This window comes from Acinetobacter sp. YH12132, assembly GCF_013418645.1.
GTDB classification, from domain to species: domain Bacteria; phylum Pseudomonadota; class Gammaproteobacteria; order Pseudomonadales; family Moraxellaceae; genus Acinetobacter; species Acinetobacter indicus.
This window is the reverse complement of sequence record NZ_VPBR01000005.1, coordinates 169911-191347: the sequence shown is the minus strand read 5'-3', so window position 1 is coordinate 191347 and position 21437 is coordinate 169911. Positions and strand designations below refer to the sequence as shown.

The following is a 21437-nucleotide window of genomic DNA, read 5'->3' as shown; positions in this document are numbered from 1 at the left end:
TTTTCAGGAGAGATGGTTTATTCCTCTCTGCCTAAGGGGTAGCAACATGCTGATTTATGTGATTCCATTTATTTTGTTACTGGTCATCGCGCTGGTGTTAAAAAAGCGTGAAGCCAATAAAGAATCCGAACCAGCAGCAAAAAAACCGGCTGCAGCCAGTAAAACCAAGGCCAAAAAAAGCACCACTACGAAAAAAACTACGGTTAAAAGCACTGTAGTGGCCGAGCCTGTTGCCGAACCACAAGGAAGCACACCACTTCCGGCAGATTTACGCCAGACCATTGAAACCCAGATTCGTGACCGTAACTTTTTCTCGGCCGAAGCGCAGATTAATCAGGCCCTGAAACGCGACCCGTCGTTGCATGAGCTGTATCTGCTGTTACTGGATGTGCATCTGACCCAAAAAGATGAATTTGCCACCCGCCAATTGCTGGATCATCTGAAAAATCTGGGATTGGAAGATATTCTGGTTCAGGCTGAAGCCAGAATCGAAGCCCAGAAAGCCTCTCAAACCAAAGAAGAAACACCGGCCTCTGCAGCGCCAACTACTGCAGCGTTTTCTGAAACACCAGTTAGCGCAAAAACACAAACCCCTGCGGATTTTGATGCACTGATTCAATCCAGCAATTCAAGCACAGCCAGCACGTCATTTGACCAGTTACAACAGTCACTCAAAACCGAAACGCCAGTCGCAAAAACCGAAAGTGCTCCGGTAGCAGATCTGGAATTTACCCCAAGTACTCCGGCTGAGCCTGTTAACACCCCTGCGCCAGCAAAAGCAGAAGAAGTTCAACCTCTTGAATTTAATCTGTCTTTTGACTCGGCTGCCGGCACACAAGCAGCTACACCGATCGAACCGGCTCCAGCAGCAGCGCAGGAACCTCAGGCATTAGATTTCTCGTTTGAGCTGGAACCAACACCAACCCAAGCTGCACCGGTAACACCGGTTGAGCCAGTGACTCCGGCTGCAGAAGAACCTCAGGCACTGGATTTCTCGTTTGAGCTGGAAAAGACTGCAACTGAAGCCACACCTGCGACCACACCAGCTGTCACCACCCCACCTGCGGAAGAAAAATCAGAATTTAATTTTGATTTCTCGATCAGTCCTACACCGGTGGCTGAACAGCCGGTAGAACCTGCGGTTACCGCACCAGCAGACACTGCACCGCTGTTCCAGTTTGACCTAGATAGCGCACCAACCATTGAAGCGACACCAGCAACGCCTGAAGCACCAATGGTTGAAGAACCCGCTATGGCTGCCGTGGCGGCAACCGCGGTTGATCCGCATGATCCACTGATTCAGTCCTTCCCGGAACTGGCCGAAGTCAATGAAATCCAGCTGAATCTGGAGCTGGCTCAGCAATATATTGAGCTGGGTGCCTATGATGCGGCCCGTGCCCTGCTGGCAGAAAAAGAAGCAAACTATTCTACAGCACAGCAGCAACACGCCACGCAGTTACTCAATCAAATAGCTTCTTAAAGTAAATCTCACTAAGATAAAGCAGTCATCCTTGGCTGCTTTTTTTATGATGAAAAAAATTGCATTAATTTATATGGGCGGCACCTTTGGCTGTGTCGGTGAGCCACTCAGCCCCATGCCCGCAGAGCAGTTTCTCCCCCAGCTGCGTCATGTGCTACCGCTGCATCTATCGGTAGAATGTTTTGTGGCGCCGGTGATTCAGGACAGTAGCCGCTGTACCGCGATCGACTGGTTACGTCTGGTGCAGTTTATCCAGCAGCTACAGTTACAACAGTTTCAGCATTTTGTCGTCATTCATGGTACCGATACTTTAAGCTATGCCAGTGCCGTGCTGGCACACTTTATCGCGCAGTCTGCACATGTGGTGCTGACTGGCAGCCAATATCCACTGCTGACCATAGATGGACAGAACACCCGTGACTTCAGTGATGCGCTGGATAACCTGCATTTCGCCCTGGAATCGGTGCTGCAATTGCCGGTTGGCGTGTATCTGGCGTTTCATCATCAATGTTTCCATGGTCGCAGCGCCTTAAAATGCCACACCACCGAGCTGGATGCCTTTCAGGGTCAGGCCGCCAGCAGTGCTTTAAATCAAAAAGAACAAACCGCCTACTTGGTACAGACTGCAGATTTGGACAAAGCACAGCATTTCAACTGCATGAGTGTGATGATGCAGCCGATTGGTTTAGAGCAGCAGCTCGCCAATTTGAAACTGATCGCCCAGCAGCCACCGCATTGCCTGATTTTACAAGGCTTTGGTACCGGCAACCTGGCTGTAGATGAAGCACTACTGGCGTTGCTACAGTCCTTACAGACGCAAGATTGTGCCGTGATTCTGACCACCCAAGTGCCATTTGGCCCATTGGATCAGCGTTATGCGATCAGCAGCTGGATCCAGAACAGTAAAATTTTAGTCAATGATGGCTTTGGACATGCAGATCTGTATGCAAAAGCATTAAAAATGTATTTACAATACCCGCGCAGAGAACAATGGCAACAGCATTGGTATGACTAAGGCCAATTTGAGGTGAATATGCAACGTTTTGCGGTCGGGATTGAATTTTGTGGTATTCGCTACCGGGGCTGGCAAACCCAGCAACCAGGCGTCCCGAGCGTGCAGGAAACGCTGGAAAAGGTCCTCTCCAAAATTGCCGATGAACCGATTATCCTGCATGGCGCTGGCCGCACCGATGCCGGCGTGCATGCCACCAATATGGTGGCACATTTCGACACGGCCGCCATTCGCCCTGAGCGCGGCTGGCTGATGGGCGCCAATAGCCAGTTACCCAAAGATATTGCGATTCAGTGGATTAAAGCCATGGACATGGATTTTCATGCCCGCTTTAAGGCCTGTGCGCGCCGCTACCGTTATGTGGTGTATAACCATCCACAGCGCCCGGCCCTGCTGCATAAACAGGTCACCCATGCCTACTATGCGCTGGATGTCGACAAGATGATTGCCGCTGCGCAAAAGTTTGAAGGCACTCATAATTTTGAAAGTTTCCGTGCCGCAGCCTGTCAGTCCAATCAGCCGGTCCGCACCGTCAGCCATTGCCGCCTGATCCGTCACGGGCATTATTTGGTGCTCGATATTCAGGCCGATGGTTTCCTGCATCATATGGTGCGGAATATCATGGGCTGTCTGCTGGAAATTGGCCAAGGTATGTATGATATTGACCATATTGATACGATTTTTGCCGCACAGGATCGTAAAGCAGCCGGTATTACCGCCCCACCCGATGGCCTGTACTTTATCCAGGCGCACTATCCAGAGCAGTTTGACTTACCTCAAGTACCTTTAGGTCCGCATTGGCTGAATATGCCGGAATAATTGTATTCCGTCTTACCTCCCTTTTAGCCAGGAAGGATTTTATCCCCGCCATTTCCAGGCTTTAAAAATAAAAGTCACCCTTGCATCAAGGCGCAACCCAAACAAAATCCCCCTTTTATCAAGGGGGGCTGCGGAGATGCTTAACGCTGCTTACGTTTTCGGTACTCGACCGGTGTTTCATTGGTCCAGCGTTTAAAGGCCCGGTAAAAGGTGCTCGGTTCAGAAAATCCGGTCAGATACACAATCCGCTCCACGCTTTCATTGGTATTGGCCAGCAGCTTTTTGGCCAGACGACAACGATAATCCGAGAGAATCTGCTGGAAACTGGTATTGGCCTCACTCAGCTGGGTGCGTAAACGACGCGGCGTAATATTCAGCTGTGCAGCCACGGTTTCCAATGTGGTTTCCCCGCTTTCCAGGGTCGACCCAATCGCCCGACGTACTTCACCGACCAGATCATAACGCGCCAGTTCCTGCAGTTTCTCCAGCGCCAGCTGCTCATGTAACTGCAACAGCTCTGGCTCGGCCTGCCACAGCGGGTATTCTAAAATGGAAGGTTCGAAATACAACCGTGTTTCATTCTGCCCCAGACTGACCGGGCACTCATAGACCCGGAAATATTCATCATCGGCAGCGCCCTGCTGGAAATTAAAGTCGATATACAGCGGCTGGAATTTGCCTTCGGTAATAAACTTGAAGAAACGCAAAATGCCCGACATGGCACATTCAGAAAAGTGACGATTGACAATATTGTCAGCCCACGGCTGTTGACCATTGGTTAAATAACAGCGGTCATCTTCAATCACCAGTTTGGCATCAAAGGCATCACTGATTAAACGCTGATAAGCCAGCGCCCGTTTTAAACCTTCACCAAAATTTTCCGAAGAAATAAACAGATGCTCAATCACCTGACCACGATAGAGCGGCAAATGTTCACCCAGATGCAAACCAATATCCGGATCACGGCTGACTTCTTCTGCCGCCACCCAAAACGCATACTGCGCGCCCAAAGGCGTACGATCATTGGCCTCAACCTGATTAAGTGCGACACCTGCTTTTGTTAATATTTCTTCGGTTGGCAAACCGGCACGACGAATCGCTTGGTAGCCTAATCGCAATACAACCGATGCATCAGTTAGCTGACCCACGCAAAGACCTTCCTTGTATGTTCTTCATTTATACTTAAAAAGATTGATTTTAGATTAACTGTGATTGACCAAACTGACAACCATCCACCACGTTTTTTTGTAGAAAAAATTTAAATGTTTTGTTCGCTTATTTTACTGACAGATGATTCATCTGCGGCGGGTTTCACCTTGATTTTTTCAAAAAAATTGACTATAATTTGCGCCTTTCCAATTTGATCATCAGGTAGGCTATGGCCAATAAAGAGGAACTCATCGAGTTCGAAGGCGTTGTCACCGAAACGCTTCCTAATACTATGTTCCGTGTACGTTTAGAAAACGGTCACGAGGTGATTGCCCATATTTCAGGTAAAATGCGCAAGCACTATATTCGCATTTTAACTGGCGACAGCGTGAAAGTTGAAATGACGCCTTATGACTTAACGAAAGGTCGTATTACCTATCGTGCACGCTAAGTTTTAGCGCAAGCAAAAAGCCACCTTTAACAGTGGCTTTTTTATTGGCTGCTGATGCTGTGTAACAGCGAAGAATGGTATCAAGATCTGCCGCTTATCGAATATACACATATTTTTAGGCTGTCCTTGCCTAGAATAAAGTTTTATTCAATGGAGATCGCGCATGTTTGTCTCTCGCTCCGTTGCTTTGGTGCTCCTCGCGTTCAGTCTCTCTGCTTGTGTAACCACGCCGTCCAGTACCCGTGCTGAACGTGATGCCTATCTGGCCCAATTTGTCGGCCAGTCCAGCCAGCAGATTCGCCAGCAGCTCGATTTAAGCCTGCTCGGTTACGAACAGGTCAGTTCACCACAAATCAGCCCACAGGCGCTCACCTACACCGTTATACGCCCAATCAGCATTCCGATTCCTGTAGCGAATGCCCCGGCCACCGGTCCAGCCCATATTCCAGCGCCCATTGGCCCAGCCAACAGCTATGATGTTAACCTGCACTGCCAGATTGTGTTCCGGCTGGAACAGAATATTGCCCGCTCTGTACACTATACCGGTCGCACCTGTTAAGCGCTGAATCTAGACCTAGCTATTCAATAGCCATAAAAAAACGCAGCCTGCAGCTGCGTTTTTTGATTTGCTGTCGAGACTTAGCCCAATGCCGCAACCACAGCCTGACCCATTTCCTGAGTACCCACTTTATTCATGCCTTCAGACATGATGTCAGCCGTACGTAAACCTTGATCAAGCACATTGCCCACTGCATCTTCAATCGCTTTCGCGGCAGCTTCTTCACGGAAGGTATAACGCAGCATCATTGCCACAGACAAGATGGTCGCCAACGGGTTGGCAATGTTCTGGCCAGCGATGTCTGGTGCTGAACCATGACATGGCTCATACATACCTTTGCCATTTTCATCTAGCGACGCTGATGGCAACATACCGATAGAACCGGTCAGCATTGCTGCTTCATCAGACAGGATGTCACCAAACAGGTTACCGGTTACCAGTACGTCAAACTGTTTTGGCGCACGTACCAATTGCATTGCAGCATTGTCGACATACATGTGGGACAGGTTGATTTCTGGATATTGTTCAGCATGTAGCTGGGTCACGGTCTGCTTCCACAGCTCAGTCACTTCCAGCACGTTGGCTTTGTCCACCGAGCAGACTTTACCACCACGCAGTTTGGCCATTTCAAAAGCCACTTTGGCAATACGCTTGATTTCTGATTCAGCATAGACGTCGGTGTTAAAGCCCTGTTTCTCGCCATTTTCCAGCTCGCGAATACCACGTGGCTGACCAAAGTAAATCCCACCCGTCAGTTCACGTACAATCAGGATATCCAGACCCGATACAATTTCCGGCTTTAAGCTAGACGCATCAGCCAGTTGCGGATACAGAATCGCTGGACGCAGGTTAGCAAACAGGTTTAATTCGCTACGTAATTTTAACAGGCCACGTTCCGGGCGGATCGAACGCTCAATCGTATCCCATTTTGGACCACCAACTGCACCGAGCAATAAAGCATCGGCTTTTTTCGCCTGTTCAGACGTCACATCCGGATAAGGTGAACCATGCGCATCAATCGCGGCACCACCTAACAATCCCTGTTCCCACGTCAAGCCCAGATTGAACTTTTCATTAACACGCGTAAGTACCTGCTCCGCTGCTGTGACGATTTCTGGGCCAATACCGTCACCGGCAAGAATCAAAATATGTTTTGACATGAGTTTTTCCATTTCCTGTAGCAGTCAACGACTGTGGAGACTAAATTTTCTGTTCCACAAATTCCCCCAGTCCATGTAAGACATTATAAGGTTTGCAGAAACGTCGAATAATTTTCTGGTTTTGTAAAAGATCCACACACAGCGGCTCTGGCGCCGAAACATTCAGCAGACTGCCTTTATGCTTGCTGCGGTCACGGTACATTTTAAAAGTGTACGTTTGACGCGGCTTAAACTGATGAATGACGTGCAGGGTTTCGGCCTGATCACGGGAAATCGGATAGAACCGGATCACCACTTCATGCTGTTTAGCTGGAACCGACAGATATAGCGGATTAGGCTGTCGTAGTGAATCTGCCTGCAAGCGCACCAGTCCCTGCTTGATGGCTTCACGACTCAGACGCTGACTTTCAGCATCCATGATCATGACCCGGTTCAAGCGTTCAAACTCGCAATGCTCGGTACCTGAACAATAAATACGTGCATTGGATTGGGATGCCTGTGTCTCTTTTACCTGTTTTAGACGTGCTGTATCCCAGGTTTGACATGCTGTTAACAGCGTAGCCACTCCCCCCAATACAGCAAGCCGACGAAAAACCTTCAACATAGCCCGAGCCCAACCTCATCAAAAAGCAGAATATTTAAATTATTATGCCTTGAATGTTAACAAGAGTTCGACGCCCGTGCTATGCCTATTTACGAAATAACTTAAGCTTGAATTTCCGCAAACACCCACGGACGCGCGGCTTTGGTTTTCTCCTCATACGCGCGAATATCGTCGGCATCTTGCAAGGTCAAACCAATATCATCCAGACCGTTTAACAGGCAATGCTTGCGGAATGGATCAACTTCAAACTTGAACGCTTCACCGTTTGGCGTACGGACTTCCTGTGCTTCAAGGTCAATAGTTAACTGATAACCTTCATTGGCTGCACATTCCTTAAACAGCTGATCAACCTGCGCTTCGGTTAAAATCACCGGTAACATGCCGTTTTTAAAGCAGTTATTAAAGAAGATATCCGCAAAACTTGGGGCAATGACTGTACGCAAGCCGTATTCACTTAAAGCCCACGGCGCATGCTCGCGGCTGGAACCGCAACCAAAGTTGGCACGTGAAATTAAAATGCTGGCGCCCTGATAACGCGGCTGGTTCAAGACAAAATCTGGGTTTTTAGGACGGATTGAATTGTCCTGACCCGGATAGCCTTCATCTAAATAACGCAATTCATCAAACAGGTTGTCACCGAAACCGGTACGTTTGATTGATTTCAAGAACTGTTTTGGAATAATTAAATCGGTATCGACATTGGCACGGTCTAAAGGTGCAACGATACCCTGTTCAACGGTATAAGCTTTCATATTTATGTTCCAATGAATCCGTAGTCTCTCTCACATCCGCTCCAGCAAGGAGCGGCCTGGGATGAGGGCTTAAACTTAGAATGAACGAACATCCACAAAGTGACCGGCAATTGCCGCTGCCGCTGCCATGGCCGGGCTGACCAGATGGGTACGACCGCCATTGCCCTGACGACCTTCAAAGTTACGGTTTGAGGTCGATGCACAGTGCTCGCCTGGCTGTAACTTGTCGGCATTCATGGCCAGACACATCGAGCAGCCTGGTTCACGCCATTCAAAACCGGCTTCAAGGAAGACCTTGTCCAAACCTTCTGCTTCCGCCTGCTGTTTGACCAAACCAGAACCCGGTACCACCATCGCCTGTTTAATGCTTGGCGCCACTTTACGGCCTTTGATCACATCTGCCGCAGCACGGATATCTTCAATACGCGAGTTGGTGCATGAACCAATAAAAACACGATCTAATTGGATATCAGCCAAAGCCTGACCAGCAGTTAAGCCCATATATTGATAAGCACGGGTCCAGTCATTGCGTTGTACCTCATCTTTGGCCTGTTCCAAAGTTGGTACTGCCTGAGAAACCGGAATGACCATTTCAGGTGAAGTACCCCAAGACACTTGTGGTTCAATCTCTTCGCCCTGTAATACCACGACAGTATCAAAGTGCGCATCGGCATCGGAATGTAAGGTATTCCAGTACGCCACAGCCTGATCCCATTGCTCGCCTTTTGGTGCATAAGGACGGTCTTTTACATATTCAATGGTTTTTTCATCAACCGCGACCATACCGACACGTGCACCGGCTTCAATTGCCATGTTACACACGGTCATACGGCCTTCAATCGACATATCACGGAACACCTGACCGCCAAATTCAATGGCATGGCCCGTACCGCCTGCTGTACCGATTTTGGCAATAATCGCCAGCACCACATCTTTCGGGGTCACGCCCTGACCCAACTGACCATCTACGCGTACCAGCATGTTTTTCATTTTCTTCTGAATTAAACATTGCGTGGCCAACACGTGCTCAACTTCTGAAGTTCCGATCCCGTGTGCCAAACAGCCAAAGGCACCATGGGTCGCGGTATGCGAGTCGCCACATACCACCGTCATTCCCGGCAAGGTTAAACCCTGCTCTGGTCCAACCACGTGAGCAATCCCCTGACGGATATCGTTAATATCAAATTCAACGATATTAAAAGTCTTACAGTTATCGTCTAAGGTTTGCACCTGAATACGCGAAGTATCATCTTCAATACCCGCTACGCCCTGCTCACGCTCTTTTTTCGAGGTCGGTACGTTATGGTCCGGAGTCGCAATATTGGCACTTAAACGCCATGGCTGACGGCCAGCCAGTTGCAAACCTTCAAAGGCCTGTGGAGAGGTGACTTCATGCAACAAATGACGGTCGATGTACAATAAAGCCGAACGATCATCACGCTGTTTTACCAAGTGGTCATCCCACAATTTGTCATATAATGTTTTTGCTTTTTGGGTTTCGCCTGCCATGTCGATGTGCTCCACTGGACTGGGTAATTCTGTCATTAATTTCGATTATAACCACACAATTACATAAATCTAATTTATCATTTTTATCAATTAAAAAACTTTATGGAATAAATATAATTGATTTTTGCTCAGATTAACATCTGATTAAAAATTCAATTTTCCGATTGAATTTTACAAAATATTCGTTTTTACAAATTAATTCGTACTGACTATGATGATGTTATCAGCACTGAATTGTAGATACGAGGAACATCATCATGGCGCATATTCAAAACTTTGTCGCAAACAACCAGCGAATGTTTAAAAAGACTTTTAGCTACTATGTGATGCACATTACGGTGGCCATGCTTGTCGGCTATTTCGTTACCGGCAGTCTGTGGATGGCCATTACCTTAAGCTTATTGGAACCAACAGTACAGGCGGTGGCCTATTTTATTCATGAACGCATGTGGGAAAAGAAAGCACAAGACGGCACAGAGGAAATCACCGCCTAGCCTATTTTTCGCCCGGTGTTCCTCCCAAAAGATCATCTTCAGGATGATCTTTTTTATTTTAATATAACTTAAATGACTGTTTTTAAAATATTTATATTCAAGTTATGGTTGTTGAACTTCAATTTATAGAAAAATAATCTTTGATTAATTCTAAAAATTTCTAAATAATAATTTTAAGCATAAAAAATCTTTATAGGTGATTGCGATGAATCTTGCAGCATTTGAAGCTTTTGTAAAAGTCATGGAAACCGGTTCGATTTCTCTGGCCGCCGATCAGCTGTTTATTACCCAGCCCGCAGTCACCAAACGCATTCACAGCCTGGAAGAATATTTTGGGGTCAAGCTGTTTGAATCGGCCGGCCGTGGCGTGCAGGCAACCCATGCTGCGCATTCGCTGTTACCCAAAGTCAAAAACTGGCTAAATGAACTGGGCGATATTCATCATACTTTAAGCCATGAACAGGGCCAGGTGCAGGGTCGCCTGAAAATTGGCACCAGTCATCATATTGGCCTGCATCATCTGCCCGATCATTTGCGTCGCTATGTCCAAGATTTCCCCGATGTCACCTTAGATGTGCATTTTGTCGATTCGGAACAGGCGCATGAACAGGTGCTGGCCGGTGATCTGGAACTGGCCTTTTTAACCCTGCCACCGCAAGGTGATGACCGGCTGCAATATGTCACCATCTGGAATGATCCGCTGGTGTTTGTGGCTGCGCCTTTTCATCCTCTGGCCCAGCAGAAAAGACTGAAACTGGAAGATTTAACCCAGTTCCCGAGCCTGCTACCAGCAGCACAGACCTATACCAGCCAGATTACCCTGGCCGAGTTTGAAAAACAGGGCGTGAAGCCGAAGATCACCATGAGCAATAACCCGCTGGAATCCATCCGCATGCTGGTGTCGATTGGACTGGGCTGGTCAGTGTTACCGAAAACCCTGATTAATCAGGACTTGCAACAGCTGGATATTAATCTGGAAATGAACCGCCAGCTGGGCATGGTCTGGCATCCGGGACGCACACAGTCCAAAGCGGCGCAGGCGCTGGTTAACTTTATGCAGCAGCCGGACTAGGTTCATCGACCGGTCGCATCCTTCTGTACAGTTACTGAACAAAACAGCACGCTGCTCCAAATTGGCGTAATTTGAAAAGACAAGGTGCCCGCACAAGACACCAGGATCTTTATAAAAATGATGCAGGAGCAGAGTGATGAACCAGACCACTTCCCCGCTTGCCTATTCCCCTTCGTTCAGTTCAGCCCAGGCGCTCCAGCAGCGCCTAGCCGGCAGTGCACCGCCTTTACAGCCCAGTCCACGGCTGGATGTTATGCAGGCCGATACGCTACGTGCCACCCTCAAGCAGTATTTTCTGCAAACCTTTGACTGTTATGAATCATTGTTTAGCTGCCTCAACGGCGATGAGGCCTTTTATCACAAGCCGATTGCGCTGCGCCATCCGCTGATTTTTTACTATGGCCATACCGCGACATTTTTCATCAACAAACTGCTGCTCAGCAAACTGATTGAACAGCGTATCAATCCACATTTTGAATCCATCTTTGCGGTGGGTGTGGATGAGATGAGCTGGGATGACCTGGATGACAGCCGTTATGACTGGCCGACACCCGCGCAGGTCAAACACTACCGCGATCAGGTGCGTGCCACGGTGCTGGAAATTATTGAAAAGGCACCGCTAAGCACGCCAATTGACTGGCAGCATTCGTGGTGGTCGATTCTGATGGGCATTGAACACGAGCGGATTCATCTGGAAACCTCCTCCGTGCTGATTCGCCAGCATGCCCTTGACTATGTCCAGACACAGCCACCATGGCGGCCAAATATCCTGACTAACACCGCACCAGAGAATGCGTTGCTTCCAGTGGCAGCCGGCCGGGTACAGCTCGGTAAGGAGCGGCACGACCCGGTTTACGGCTGGGACAATGAATATGGCCAATATCAGGCAGAGGTAGCGGCGTTTGCGGCCAGCCGCTATCTGGTCAGCAATCAGGAATTTCTGGCCTTTGTTGAAGATGCCGGCTATCAGAACACAAACTATTGGGAAGATGAAGGCTGGCAATGGCGCAGCTTTGCCCAGGCCGAATATCCGCCCTTCTGGCGTAAACACGGGCCGGACTGGTCACTCCGGCTGCTGACCGAAGAAGTACCAATGCCGTGGGACTGGCCGGCGGAGGTGAATTATCATGAGGCCAAAGCCTTTTGCCACTGGAAAGCGAAGCAAACTGGTCAGCCAGTACGACTGCCCACCGAAGAGGAATGGTATCGGCTGGTACAGCTGGCTGGCGTAAATGAGCCGTCTGCACCTGCCAATCTGGCGCTGGCCTATGGTGCTTCCTCCTGTCCGGTCAATACCTTCCCGCATGGCGATTTTTATGACCTGCGCGGCAATGTCTGGCAATGGACCGAAACCCCGATTTATCCATTTCCCGGTTTTGTGGTGCATCCGATTTATGATGATTTCAGCACCCCGACCTTTGATGGCCGGCATAATCTGCTCAAAGGCGGTTCCTGGATTTCTGCCGGCAATGAAGCCGAACTGGCCTCACGCTATGCCTTTCGCCGGCATTTTTTCCAGCATGCCGGTTTCCGTTATGTGGTTTCTGATCAGGAGCCGCTGGCCATTCAATCACAATATGAAACCGACCGGCTGGTGTCTGAATATCTGGAATTTCAGTATGGCCGTGAATATTTTGGCGTAGCCAATTTTGCCCAGACACTGGTGCAACTGGCCCTGACCCAGCTGGCCGACAGACCACGCCGTAAAGCACTGGATATTGGCTGTGCTACCGGCCGCGCCAGCTTTGAACTGGCCCGCTATTTTGATGAAGTGGTCGGGATTGATTTTTCAGCGCGCTTTATCCAGAACGGCGTCAAACTGGCACAGGGCGAAACCCTGCATTACAGTATCTGCACCGAAGGTGAACTGGTGGATTATCATGCCTGTGATTTAGCCCAGCTTGGACTGGCGGAGGTCCGGGACAAAGTCCAGTTTTACCAGGGTGATGCCTGTAATCTTAAAGCGATTTTCAGAGGCTATGATTTTATTCTGGCAGCCAACTTAATTGACCGGCTGCATCATCCGGCGCAGTTTTTAAGCCAGATTCATACACGGCTGAATATGGGCGGCATTCTGATGCTCAGCTCACCCTATACCTGGATGGAAGAACACACTGTCCGCAGTGAATGGCTGGGTGGCTTTAAAAAAGATGGCGAAAACTGGAGCAGTCTGGATGGCTTAACAGCCTTGCTAGAGCCGCATTTCCGTTTAATGACTGAACCGCAGGACATCCCTTTTGTGATTCGGGAAACCCAGCGCAAGTTTCAGCATACCTATGCGCAGGTCAGCTTCTGGGAACGGATTGCCTAAATGGATAGAAAAGAAAGTGAGGGATCAGGCCAAATTCCGGATTTGGCCTGATGATCTGGAGATTTGAACGAACGATTTAACGGCGAGGCACAGAGTCTTCATGCAGCGCTTCATTTAGCTGGTCAACCGTAATGGCCCACTCCCCATCCGAGGCAATTTTTTCAGCTAAAAACTGACGTTGACCATCACTCCAGAATTCTGCATCCATAATATGAATTTCCGCCGCCAGTTGATGCTGGCCGATAAAATCTTGAATCGCCTGTTCGCTGGAGTCCAGGCCCAGTTGTTCAAACAGATTGGTCATTCTTGGTCGGGTTTGGCGCATGCGTGAATCTCCCTGTTGTTGTTCTTGTCTTCACCATAGCATATAAAACTGCAAATCCTAGTGCTGTTAAAAAAAAATCACCTTTTCATAAATTTGCAAGATAGATGACAACCAGCACAGACCAAAAACAGGGCCAGTTATAGCGGCCCTGTCTGCTGATCTTGGTGTAGATAAACTGCGCTTTTATTCAGCAGCAATCGACCAGTCCTGAATCTCCCAGCCCTGCTCGACCGCCAAGGCCCGCAGACGATCATCCGGATTCACCGCAATGGCGTGGTCTGCATATTCTAGCAAGAAACGGTCATTGATTGAATCTGAATAAGCCCAGGATTCGGTCACCTCACGTCCGGCCAGCCACTGTTCCAGACGTACCAGTTTGCCCTGCTGATAACAGGCGGTATTGATCACTTTACCGGTATATTTGCCATCGACCACTTCGGCATTGGTGGCAATGATTTCGCTAATGCCAAATTCACGGAAAATTGGCGCAGTAATAAAATCCGAAGTCGCGGTAATGCCGACCAGTGCATGTCCGGCCTCACGATGACGCTGAATCGCCTTAAAACCTTCCGGGCGCATTTGTGGACGAATCACTTTTTGCATAAACAACTCATGCAGTTCGGTCAGGTAGTGTGACTCGTGCTGGGTCAGAAATTCGAATACAAATTCGTTATAGGCAATCGGGTCAAGCTGGCCAGCTTTGTAATCTTCATAAAATTTGTCATTCATGGCGCGGTGATGAACCGGATCGACCAGACCTTCATTGACTAAAAACTCACCCCAGGAATGATCCGAATCTGTATTTAACAAGGTGTGATCGAGATCAAATAGCGCCAATTTCATGAAAATACTCGTAAAAACTGAAATTTAAGAAAAAATTTGTAAATCTATCTCCGCTAGTCGATAGAAATTCGTTAAGATCATAGCAATTTTAACATTTTTAAACTTTGCTTTTTTTCGTGTTGGATACAGAAATAAAAATCCCCGGGAGCAAAGGCATAATTTACAGAATATTTAGGTAGCCAAATGATCGACTCAGAAGGTTTCCGACCCAATGTCGGGATCATTTTGGCAAACGACTTTGGACAGGTTTTATGGGCAAAACGCATTGGACACAATGCATGGCAATTTCCACAAGGAGGTATCCAGCATGGAGAAACCCCTGAGCAGGCACTTTATCGTGAGCTGAGAGAAGAAGTTGGCTTACTGCCCGAACACGTTCAAATTATCGCACAAACGAAAGGTTGGCTGCGTTACCGTTTGCCGCACCGTTACATCCGGCCCGATTCCGATCCGGTATGTATTGGTCAAAAACAGAAATGGTTTTTACTCAAACTCACGGCCTCGGCCCAGTTGATTCAGCTCAACCTGTCCGATCCGCCCGAGTTTGATCAATGGCAGTGGGTCAGTTACTGGTACCCACTGGGTCAGGTCGTGAATTTCAAACGCGATGTGTACCGCAAGGCGATGGTGGAATTATGTCATCAATTGCCATCTAAGAAAGCCTGAAAAAAGCTGTATGATCATGCAGATTTTTTAAACGACTCTTGCTATAAAGAGAACAGAACTGGAACGCTGATTTGGAGCAGACTTTATGTCGAATATGCAACTGGATACCCTAAGACGCATTGTGCAGGAAATTAATGCGTCCACCAGTTTGCATGAATCGCTCGACATTATGGTCAATCAGGTTGCTGAAGCTATGCATGTCGATGTCTGCTCCATTTACCTGCTTGACGAGCGCAACCAGCGTTATCTGCTGATGGCCTCTAAGGGCTTGAATCCTGAAGCGGTCGGCCATGTGTCTCTGCATACCGGTGAAGGTCTGGTGGGGCTGGTCGGCCAGCGTGAAGAAATCGTCAACCTGGACGATGCACCGAAACATGAACGCTTCCTGTATTTACCGGAAACCGGCGAAGAAATTTATAATTCCTTCCTCGGCGTACCGGTCATGTACCGTCGTAAGGTCATGGGCGTACTGGTGGTGCAGAACAAGGAATGTCAGGACTTTAGCGAAGCGGCTGAATCCTTTCTGGTCACGCTCTGCGCCCAGCTCTCTGGCGTGATTGCGCATGCGCATGCCGTTGGCAATATTGATGTCTTTCGTAAACCCAGCAATCTGCCGGCCTACAAAACCTTCCAGGGCGTTTCCGGCTCGGGCGGGATTGCGCTTGGCCGCGCGGTCATTCTCTATCCACCAGCAGATTTGGCGGCGGTACCTGACCGTGAAGCCGATGACATCAGCGAAGAACTGAAACTGCTCGACACTGCGCTGGATGCCGTGCGTCAGGAAATTCAGGCGCTGGATGACAAAATGCAGGATGCGCTGATGGCCGAAGAACGCGCCCTGTTTAGCGTGTTCCTGCGTATGCTGGATGAAAATGCCCTGCCGGCGGAAATTAAAGAACTGATTCGGGATGGCAATTGGGCACAAGGTGCGGTGCGGATTGTCATTGACAGCCACATTGCCCAGTTTGCCCAGATGGAAGATGACTACCTGCGTGAACGGGTTTCCGACTTAAAAGATCTCGGCCGGCGTATTCTGGCCTATTTGCAGGAAGCCGATGCCAGCCACCGCGAACTGACCGATGAAAGTATTCTGATTGGTGAAGAAATCTCGACCGCGGCACTGGTGGAATTACCGGTCGATAAAATTGCCGCAATTGTCACCACCGAAGGCGCCATGAACTCACATATGGTGATTGTCGCGCGCGCACTGGGTATTCCAACCGTGGTCGGGGTGACTGAACTGCCGATCAACACCCTCGATGACGTAGAAATGATTGTCGATGCGCATCAGGGCCGGGTGTTTATTAATCCGCCACGGCGTTTACGCACCCGCTATAAAGAAATTCAGAAAGAAGAAGAACTGATTGCCAAAGACCTGAAACAGTATGAAACCAAGGACGCCGTTACCCCAGACGGCGTGACGGTCAAACTGTATGTCAATACCGGTCTGATGATTGATGTGGTACGCGGGGTACAACGTGGTGCCAAAGGGGTCGGCCTATACCGCTCTGAAATTCCGTTTATGCTGCGGGATCGTTTCCCGGGCGAAGAAGAACAGCGTGCCATTTACCGCCAGCAGCTGAGCCACTTTGCCAATAAACCGGTGGTAATGCGTACCCTGGATATTGGCGCAGACAAAGACCTGCCGTATTTCTCGATTGAAGAAGAAAACTCGGCACTAGGCTGGCGCGGGATTCGCTTCACCCTCGATCATCCGGAAATTTTTTCTTCGCAAATTCGCGCCATGCTCAAAGCCAGTATCGGCCTGAACAATCTGCACATCCTGCTGCCGATGGTCACCAGCGTCAATGAAGTTGAAGAAGCGCTGTATCTGCTGGATCGTGACTGGCATGCGGTACAGGAAGAAGAACAGGTCAAGATCAACAAGCCGCGTATCGGGATTATGGTAGAAGTGCCCAGTGTGCTGCTACAGATTGATGAATTTGCCGAACTGGTCGATTTCTTCTCGGTCGGCTCCAATGACCTGACCCAGTATCTGCTGGCGGTAGACCGTAATAATCCACGCGTGGCCAACGTCTATTCGCATTTTCACCCGTCGGTGCTGCGCGCGCTGACCCGTCTGGTCAAGGAATGTCACAAGTACGATAAACCGGTCAGCATTTGTGGTGAAATGGCCGGTGATCCGCTATCTGCGGTGCTGTTGATGGCGATGGGCTTTAATACCCTGTCGATGAGTTCGAGTAACATTCTGCGCGTGCGTAAAGCGATTTGCCATGTGCCGATGAGCGAAGCACAGGAGCAGCTGGAACGGGTGCTGAAAATGAATAATTCGCTGATGGTGAAAAGCTGGATGGAATATTATTTTAAAACCCATGGTCTGGGCGATATGGTCAAGGCCTCTACCCGGATTGTTGGCGCTTAAGCTATATTTTTATTTAAACCAGACAGAATGAATAAGGGCGATAATCATCAGAATATCGCCCTTGTTTGTGTTTGCTATAGCCGCGTTTGGCATTCTTTTTCCGGTCGACAAAAACCTGGCTCTTGTTGACCTCATGCATATATTTGGCCACGAAGTTATGCTGAATCACTTCTGGCTGTTTTTTCTTTGCCATCACTTTATCCTTCCGGTTCATGATTTGAATGCAGGTGTTCCTGCGCTGTATTGATGGGTACATTTGCGCAAAATTCAAGCGCATTTTAGCCTTAAAACTGCGTTTTGTTTCCCGTCGACATCCCTTTGGAATGGGGAGTCAATCATACATTTTTTTGGACAATTCAGCAGCAATTTTGCGACAGTCATGTAACAATAAAAGAAACGGTATAGAAAAATTTTGCAGTGTTTTTCTGAACATTCTTCAGTCAAAAAATGAAAGTAGATTCAGCTGCTCTGCCCCTATAATTATACCACAAAATCTTATATTTTTTATTATTTTGCAAAGACTTAGCAGTTATATAGCACGCTAGAAAAAACTTCCTGATAGGCTAAGATGAAGCTAGAAGATCAATTCAAACAGCCTATTCCAAAACAGGAGTTCACAGTATGATTTATGAAGTTTCTGGAGATATTTTATTGAGCCAAGCCCGTGCCATTGCCCACGGTGTTGCCCCAAATGATAACTTTGCCACCGGACTGGCTTTAAGTCTGCGCGAACACTGGCCGGCGCTGTATAAAGACTTCCGTAACTATTGCCATATTTACCATCCTAAAGCGGGTGAACAATGGACCTGGGTCAATGCCGAAGGTCAGCGCATCATTAATCTGATGACTCAGGAAGCGGCCTATGACAACGGTTCCAAGCCGGGTAAAGCATCGACAGAATACGTCAACCGCACCCTGAAAAATCTGAAACAGCTGGTTGAAGCCGAGAATATTGAAAGTCTGGCGCTGCCACGTCTGGCCACCGGTGTCGGCGGTCTGGATTGGGAAGAAGTCCGCCCGCTGATTTACAAGCATTTAGAAGACCTGAATATTCCGGTTTATATCTACACCCTGTACCAGAAAGGGGTGAAAGCAGACGAACCGGCGCATTAAGCCAAGCTCGTTTGATCGTTAGAGTGAGACTGATGCCGGGATCACACGGCTGCGCAACTGCAGACCGCCATGCATCCAGTCCGATTTCCCCGCTTGGCTGAGTCAAGCGGGGAATTTTTCTATCAGGATACGCTCTATCACGCGTGATGTTTAAACCGCCAGCGCACGTTCTAACAGCCGGGCAACATCGACCTGGGCCGGGTCTAACATGCCCACCACCTGACCATGCAGGGTCTGATAACGGCTCTGGATAAAGGCCTGTGCCACAAAATCAGGTGCATGCTGGTTTAAGATGACCGCCTGTGCCAGCAGCACCAAACGGCTTACCAGCGTACGTGCCATAAACTGCAAGGCTTGTGGGTCTGTCTGCTGGAACAGCTGCATCAGCGCCTGTAATTCCTGCTGTAACAGCGGCTGCTGTTGCACACCGTCGGCCAGCGACTGCAACAGGACCTGCATGGAGGCCGGATCACGCTGTATCGCGCGTAGCACATCCAGACACATGACATTGCCCGACCCTTCCCAGATACTATTCACCGGAGCTTCTTTAAAAATACGCGCCATGATGCCAGTGTCGACATAGCCATTGCCGCCAAAGACCTCCATCATTTCGCCGCTCAGCTCGACAGTACGCTTACACACCCAGAACTTGGCAGCCGGGGTCATAATCCGCTTCCAGGCCTGCGCCAGCGGCGTATCCAACTGGTAGCACTGCGCCAGATAAAAGCCCAGCTGCACCGCGGCTTCGGTTTCCAGTGCCAGATCGGCCAATACCGCCTGCATCAGCGGCTGTTCAGCCAGCGGCTTGCCAAAGGCTTTGCGTTGCCGGGTATAGGCAATACATTGCACCAGCGCCTGGCGCAACATGGCACTGCTGCCGACCACACAGGTCAGGCGGGTATAATTGGCCATTTCAATAATGGTGGGAATACCACGGCCAGCTTCGCCAATCATGATGCCCCAGGCCTCATGAAACTCGACTTCCGAGCTGGAATTGCTGCGATTACCGACCTTGTCTTTTAGACGCTGGATATGAATCGTGTTCTTGCGACCATCTTCCAGCCAGCGCGGGACAAAGAAGCAGGCCAAGCCATCCTGTTTGGTTTTAGCCACCACCAAATGCGCATCACACATCGGCGCCGAGAAAAACCATTTATGCCCGGTCAGCAGATAGGGCTGGCCACGACCCGCTGCCCCCACCGGAGTGGCGATGGTTTCATTGGCGCGTACATCGGAGCCGCCCTGCTTTTCAGTCATGCCCATGCCCAGCCAGATTGATGTTTTCTGCGCCATTGGAATATCCCGCGCATCATATTCATTCGACAGCAGTTTATCGCCGAGCTGTTGCCACAGTTCAGGTTCACGCTGAATGAGCGGAATGCTGCCCAGGGTCATAGAAGCGGGACACAGATTGCCACATTCAACCTGACCACTCAGATAAAAGCGCGCCGCCCAATCGACCCAGGCAGATGCAGACTGAGGTTCAATAAAGGGATGGGCATGGGTCTGAAATTCCCGGTTCAGCGCCATCCAGTAATGCCAGGCCGGATGGAACTCGACCACATCCTGACGGCGGCCGCGAGCATCAAAGGCCTGTAACTGCGGGGTATGGCTATTGGCTAAATGGGCAGAATGATAAGCCTCTGCCGATCCGGCCTGCTGACCGAGTGCGCTAAGGCGTGCCTGATCCTGACTGCCATAGCGCTGCAAGATTTCCTGCAATACGCGGTCACTCGCAAACAGGTTATAATCCTGACGTTCATCAAACTGATTCTGAATAGAATGGGTCATCCATGCCTGCATCGTTCATCGTTCCTGATTGATTATGATGATAGGCTTTCAGTATAAAGAATATTCACCCACAGCATGTTCGGTTTTCAGTCATGACCTCCCCCTCTGTACAGCTGCGGCGTAAGCCTCGCCAGTCCCGGGCCAAACAGACCCAGCAGGCACTGCTGGACAGTGTTGTTCGGCTTTTGCAGCAGCAGACACCCGCACAACTGACCATCCGTGAGATTACCGAACTGGCCGGGGTCGGTCTGGGCACCTTTTATGAATACTTTGCCCAGAAAGAAGATTTGCTGGCCTGGGGAATCCACCAGCAGATTATCCAGCATGTCGAGGCGCTACGCAGTTATACCCAGCCACCGCCACAGTTATCCACAACTGGTGATATTTGCAGCGATATACAGGCCCTGCTGTGCTTTCAGCTCGACCGTATCCGCAGCGAACAGCGGCTGTGGGCCTGTGTGTTTTTACTTGAACGCAGCCTGTCGAGCGAACAGGCCTATCAAAAGCATTATCAGCTGATGCTGGACAGCTGGCAGCAGATTTTAAGCCGCTATACGCCTGAAACCCGCGAACGCTTGCGCTGTGCCGAAAACCTGCATCGCATCAGTTATGGCTTTATTTCACAAACCCTGTTAATCCAGCCCACATTTCAGGACTGGCCGCAACTGCAGGCCGATATTGAACTGGCCATCCAGCCATTTTTAGCCCGGCTCATCTCAACAAAATCCGACCAAAACACTCAGAAATCAAAACTTTAAGCTATCGATTATTCCTTTGAGCACTAATCGTTTTATCTATTTGAAAAAGTGTTATATTCGGTTTAAGTTAAATAAGAACCAAGTTGCATTTTTATGTTTTTTTATCCATCGTCATTCTGCCCAGCCAGCTATTGCAAGGTAGATTTCAATGATAAGCTGGGTTTATTTTTTATATTGATGACTTTG

General features: G+C 49.2%; 21 protein-coding genes. 12 read left to right on the top strand and 9 right to left on the bottom strand.

Going from position 1 to position 21437, the window contains the following annotated elements:
- The first annotated feature begins 46 nt into the window (after positions 1 to 46).
- From FTU67_RS07915 to truA, 3 genes are read left to right on the top strand one after another with little or no spacing between them, the layout of a single operon-like run.
- The gene (locus FTU67_RS07915) at positions 47 to 1480 is read left to right on the top strand and encodes a fimbrial protein FimV (RefSeq protein ID WP_180061620.1); all 1434 of its coding nucleotides are present in this window, start codon (positions 47 to 49) and stop codon (positions 1478 to 1480) included.
- A 46-nt stretch (positions 1481 to 1526) separates the two neighbouring features.
- Complete coding sequence (locus FTU67_RS07910; protein WP_104489936.1) at positions 1527 to 2495, top strand: asparaginase domain-containing protein; 969 nt, start codon at positions 1527 to 1529, stop codon at positions 2493 to 2495.
- A gap of 18 nt (positions 2496 to 2513) precedes the next feature.
- Positions 2514 to 3311, top strand: a complete 798-nt coding sequence (truA, locus tag FTU67_RS07905) for a tRNA pseudouridine(38-40) synthase TruA (RefSeq protein WP_016659589.1) — start codon at positions 2514 to 2516, stop codon at positions 3309 to 3311.
- Positions 3312 to 3451: 140 nt separating this feature from the next.
- Here truA and FTU67_RS07900 read toward each other — a convergent pair whose 3' ends face one another.
- Positions 3452 to 4459 (bottom strand): AraC family transcriptional regulator, encoded by a 1008-nt coding sequence (locus FTU67_RS07900; protein ID WP_104470737.1) that lies wholly within the window; start codon positions 4457 to 4459, stop codon positions 3452 to 3454.
- Between the two features lie 230 nt (positions 4460 to 4689).
- Here FTU67_RS07900 and infA point away from each other — a divergent pair, with 230 nt between their 5' ends.
- Both infA and FTU67_RS07890 read left to right on the top strand, forming a co-directional pair.
- Positions 4690 to 4911, top strand: a complete 222-nt coding sequence (infA, locus tag FTU67_RS07895) for a translation initiation factor IF-1 (protein ID WP_001284370.1) — start codon at positions 4690 to 4692, stop codon at positions 4909 to 4911.
- Between the two features lie 163 nt (positions 4912 to 5074).
- Positions 5075 to 5470, top strand: coding sequence for a hypothetical protein (locus FTU67_RS07890; protein ID WP_075167248.1), 396 nt, complete (start codon positions 5075 to 5077; stop codon positions 5468 to 5470).
- A gap of 80 nt (positions 5471 to 5550) precedes the next feature.
- On the opposite strand, the gene leuB is transcribed toward FTU67_RS07890, so the two are convergent.
- The 4 genes from leuB to leuC form a co-directional block, all read right to left on the bottom strand.
- Positions 5551 to 6630: a 3-isopropylmalate dehydrogenase gene (gene leuB / locus FTU67_RS07885; RefSeq protein WP_005182055.1), complete on the bottom strand. Its 1080-nt coding sequence runs from the start codon at positions 6628 to 6630 to the stop codon at positions 5551 to 5553.
- A 40-nt stretch (positions 6631 to 6670) separates the two neighbouring features.
- Entirely contained in the window at positions 6671 to 7234 is a 564-nt protein-coding gene (locus FTU67_RS07880; RefSeq protein WP_016659592.1) for a hypothetical protein, read from the bottom strand.
- A 101-nt stretch (positions 7235 to 7335) separates the two neighbouring features.
- Positions 7336 to 7986, bottom strand: a complete 651-nt coding sequence (gene leuD / locus FTU67_RS07875) for a 3-isopropylmalate dehydratase small subunit (RefSeq protein ID WP_045795487.1) — start codon at positions 7984 to 7986, stop codon at positions 7336 to 7338.
- Between the two features lie 75 nt (positions 7987 to 8061).
- Positions 8062 to 9495 (bottom strand): 3-isopropylmalate dehydratase large subunit, encoded by a 1434-nt coding sequence (gene leuC / locus FTU67_RS07870; protein WP_180061619.1) that lies wholly within the window; start codon positions 9493 to 9495, stop codon positions 8062 to 8064.
- Between the two features lie 257 nt (positions 9496 to 9752).
- Between leuC and FTU67_RS07865 the strand changes: the two genes are divergently transcribed.
- From FTU67_RS07865 to ovoA, 3 genes are all read left to right on the top strand, one after another.
- Positions 9753 to 9989 (top strand): DUF2061 domain-containing protein, encoded by a 237-nt coding sequence (locus tag FTU67_RS07865; RefSeq protein WP_005182043.1) that lies wholly within the window; start codon positions 9753 to 9755, stop codon positions 9987 to 9989.
- Between the two features lie 205 nt (positions 9990 to 10194).
- Complete coding sequence (locus tag FTU67_RS07860; RefSeq protein WP_005182039.1) at positions 10195 to 11061, top strand: LysR family transcriptional regulator; 867 nt, start codon at positions 10195 to 10197, stop codon at positions 11059 to 11061.
- A gap of 136 nt (positions 11062 to 11197) precedes the next feature.
- Positions 11198 to 13372: a 5-histidylcysteine sulfoxide synthase gene (ovoA, locus tag FTU67_RS07855; RefSeq protein WP_180061618.1), complete on the top strand. Its 2175-nt coding sequence runs from the start codon at positions 11198 to 11200 to the stop codon at positions 13370 to 13372.
- Positions 13373 to 13448: 76 nt separating this feature from the next.
- Here ovoA and FTU67_RS07850 read toward each other — a convergent pair whose 3' ends face one another.
- Positions 13449 to 13697 (bottom strand): DUF2789 family protein, encoded by a 249-nt coding sequence (locus tag FTU67_RS07850; protein ID WP_005182035.1) that lies wholly within the window; start codon positions 13695 to 13697, stop codon positions 13449 to 13451.
- A 183-nt stretch (positions 13698 to 13880) separates the two neighbouring features.
- Positions 13881 to 14540, bottom strand: a complete 660-nt coding sequence (locus tag FTU67_RS07845) for an HAD family phosphatase (protein WP_005182034.1) — start codon at positions 14538 to 14540, stop codon at positions 13881 to 13883.
- A 183-nt stretch (positions 14541 to 14723) separates the two neighbouring features.
- On the opposite strand from FTU67_RS07845, the gene FTU67_RS07840 reads away from it, so the two are divergent.
- Positions 14724 to 15206, top strand: coding sequence for an RNA pyrophosphohydrolase (locus FTU67_RS07840; RefSeq protein WP_005182032.1), 483 nt, complete (start codon positions 14724 to 14726; stop codon positions 15204 to 15206).
- Positions 15207 to 15291: 85 nt separating this feature from the next.
- The gene (gene ptsP / locus FTU67_RS07835; protein ID WP_005182028.1) at positions 15292 to 17589 is read left to right on the top strand and encodes a phosphoenolpyruvate--protein phosphotransferase; all 2298 of its coding nucleotides are present in this window, start codon (positions 15292 to 15294) and stop codon (positions 17587 to 17589) included.
- A gap of 13 nt (positions 17590 to 17602) precedes the next feature.
- Here the strand turns inward: ptsP and FTU67_RS07830 are convergent, their stop codons facing one another.
- On the bottom strand, positions 17603 to 17782 hold the full coding sequence (locus FTU67_RS07830; RefSeq protein ID WP_104472119.1) for a hypothetical protein: 180 nt from the start codon (positions 17780 to 17782) through the stop codon (positions 17603 to 17605).
- Between the two features lie 428 nt (positions 17783 to 18210).
- Here FTU67_RS07830 and FTU67_RS07825 point away from each other — a divergent pair, with 428 nt between their 5' ends.
- Positions 18211 to 18702, top strand: coding sequence for a macro domain-containing protein (locus FTU67_RS07825; protein WP_016659595.1), 492 nt, complete (start codon positions 18211 to 18213; stop codon positions 18700 to 18702).
- Between the two features lie 150 nt (positions 18703 to 18852).
- On the opposite strand, the gene FTU67_RS07820 is transcribed toward FTU67_RS07825, so the two are convergent.
- Positions 18853 to 20505, bottom strand: coding sequence for an acyl-CoA dehydrogenase family protein (locus FTU67_RS07820; RefSeq protein ID WP_180061617.1), 1653 nt, complete (start codon positions 20503 to 20505; stop codon positions 18853 to 18855).
- 80 nt (positions 20506 to 20585) lie between these two features.
- Here FTU67_RS07820 and FTU67_RS07815 point away from each other — a divergent pair, with 80 nt between their 5' ends.
- Entirely contained in the window at positions 20586 to 21251 is a 666-nt protein-coding gene (locus FTU67_RS07815) for a TetR/AcrR family transcriptional regulator (protein WP_180061616.1), read from the top strand.
- Positions 21252 to 21437: the final 186 nt, after the last annotated feature.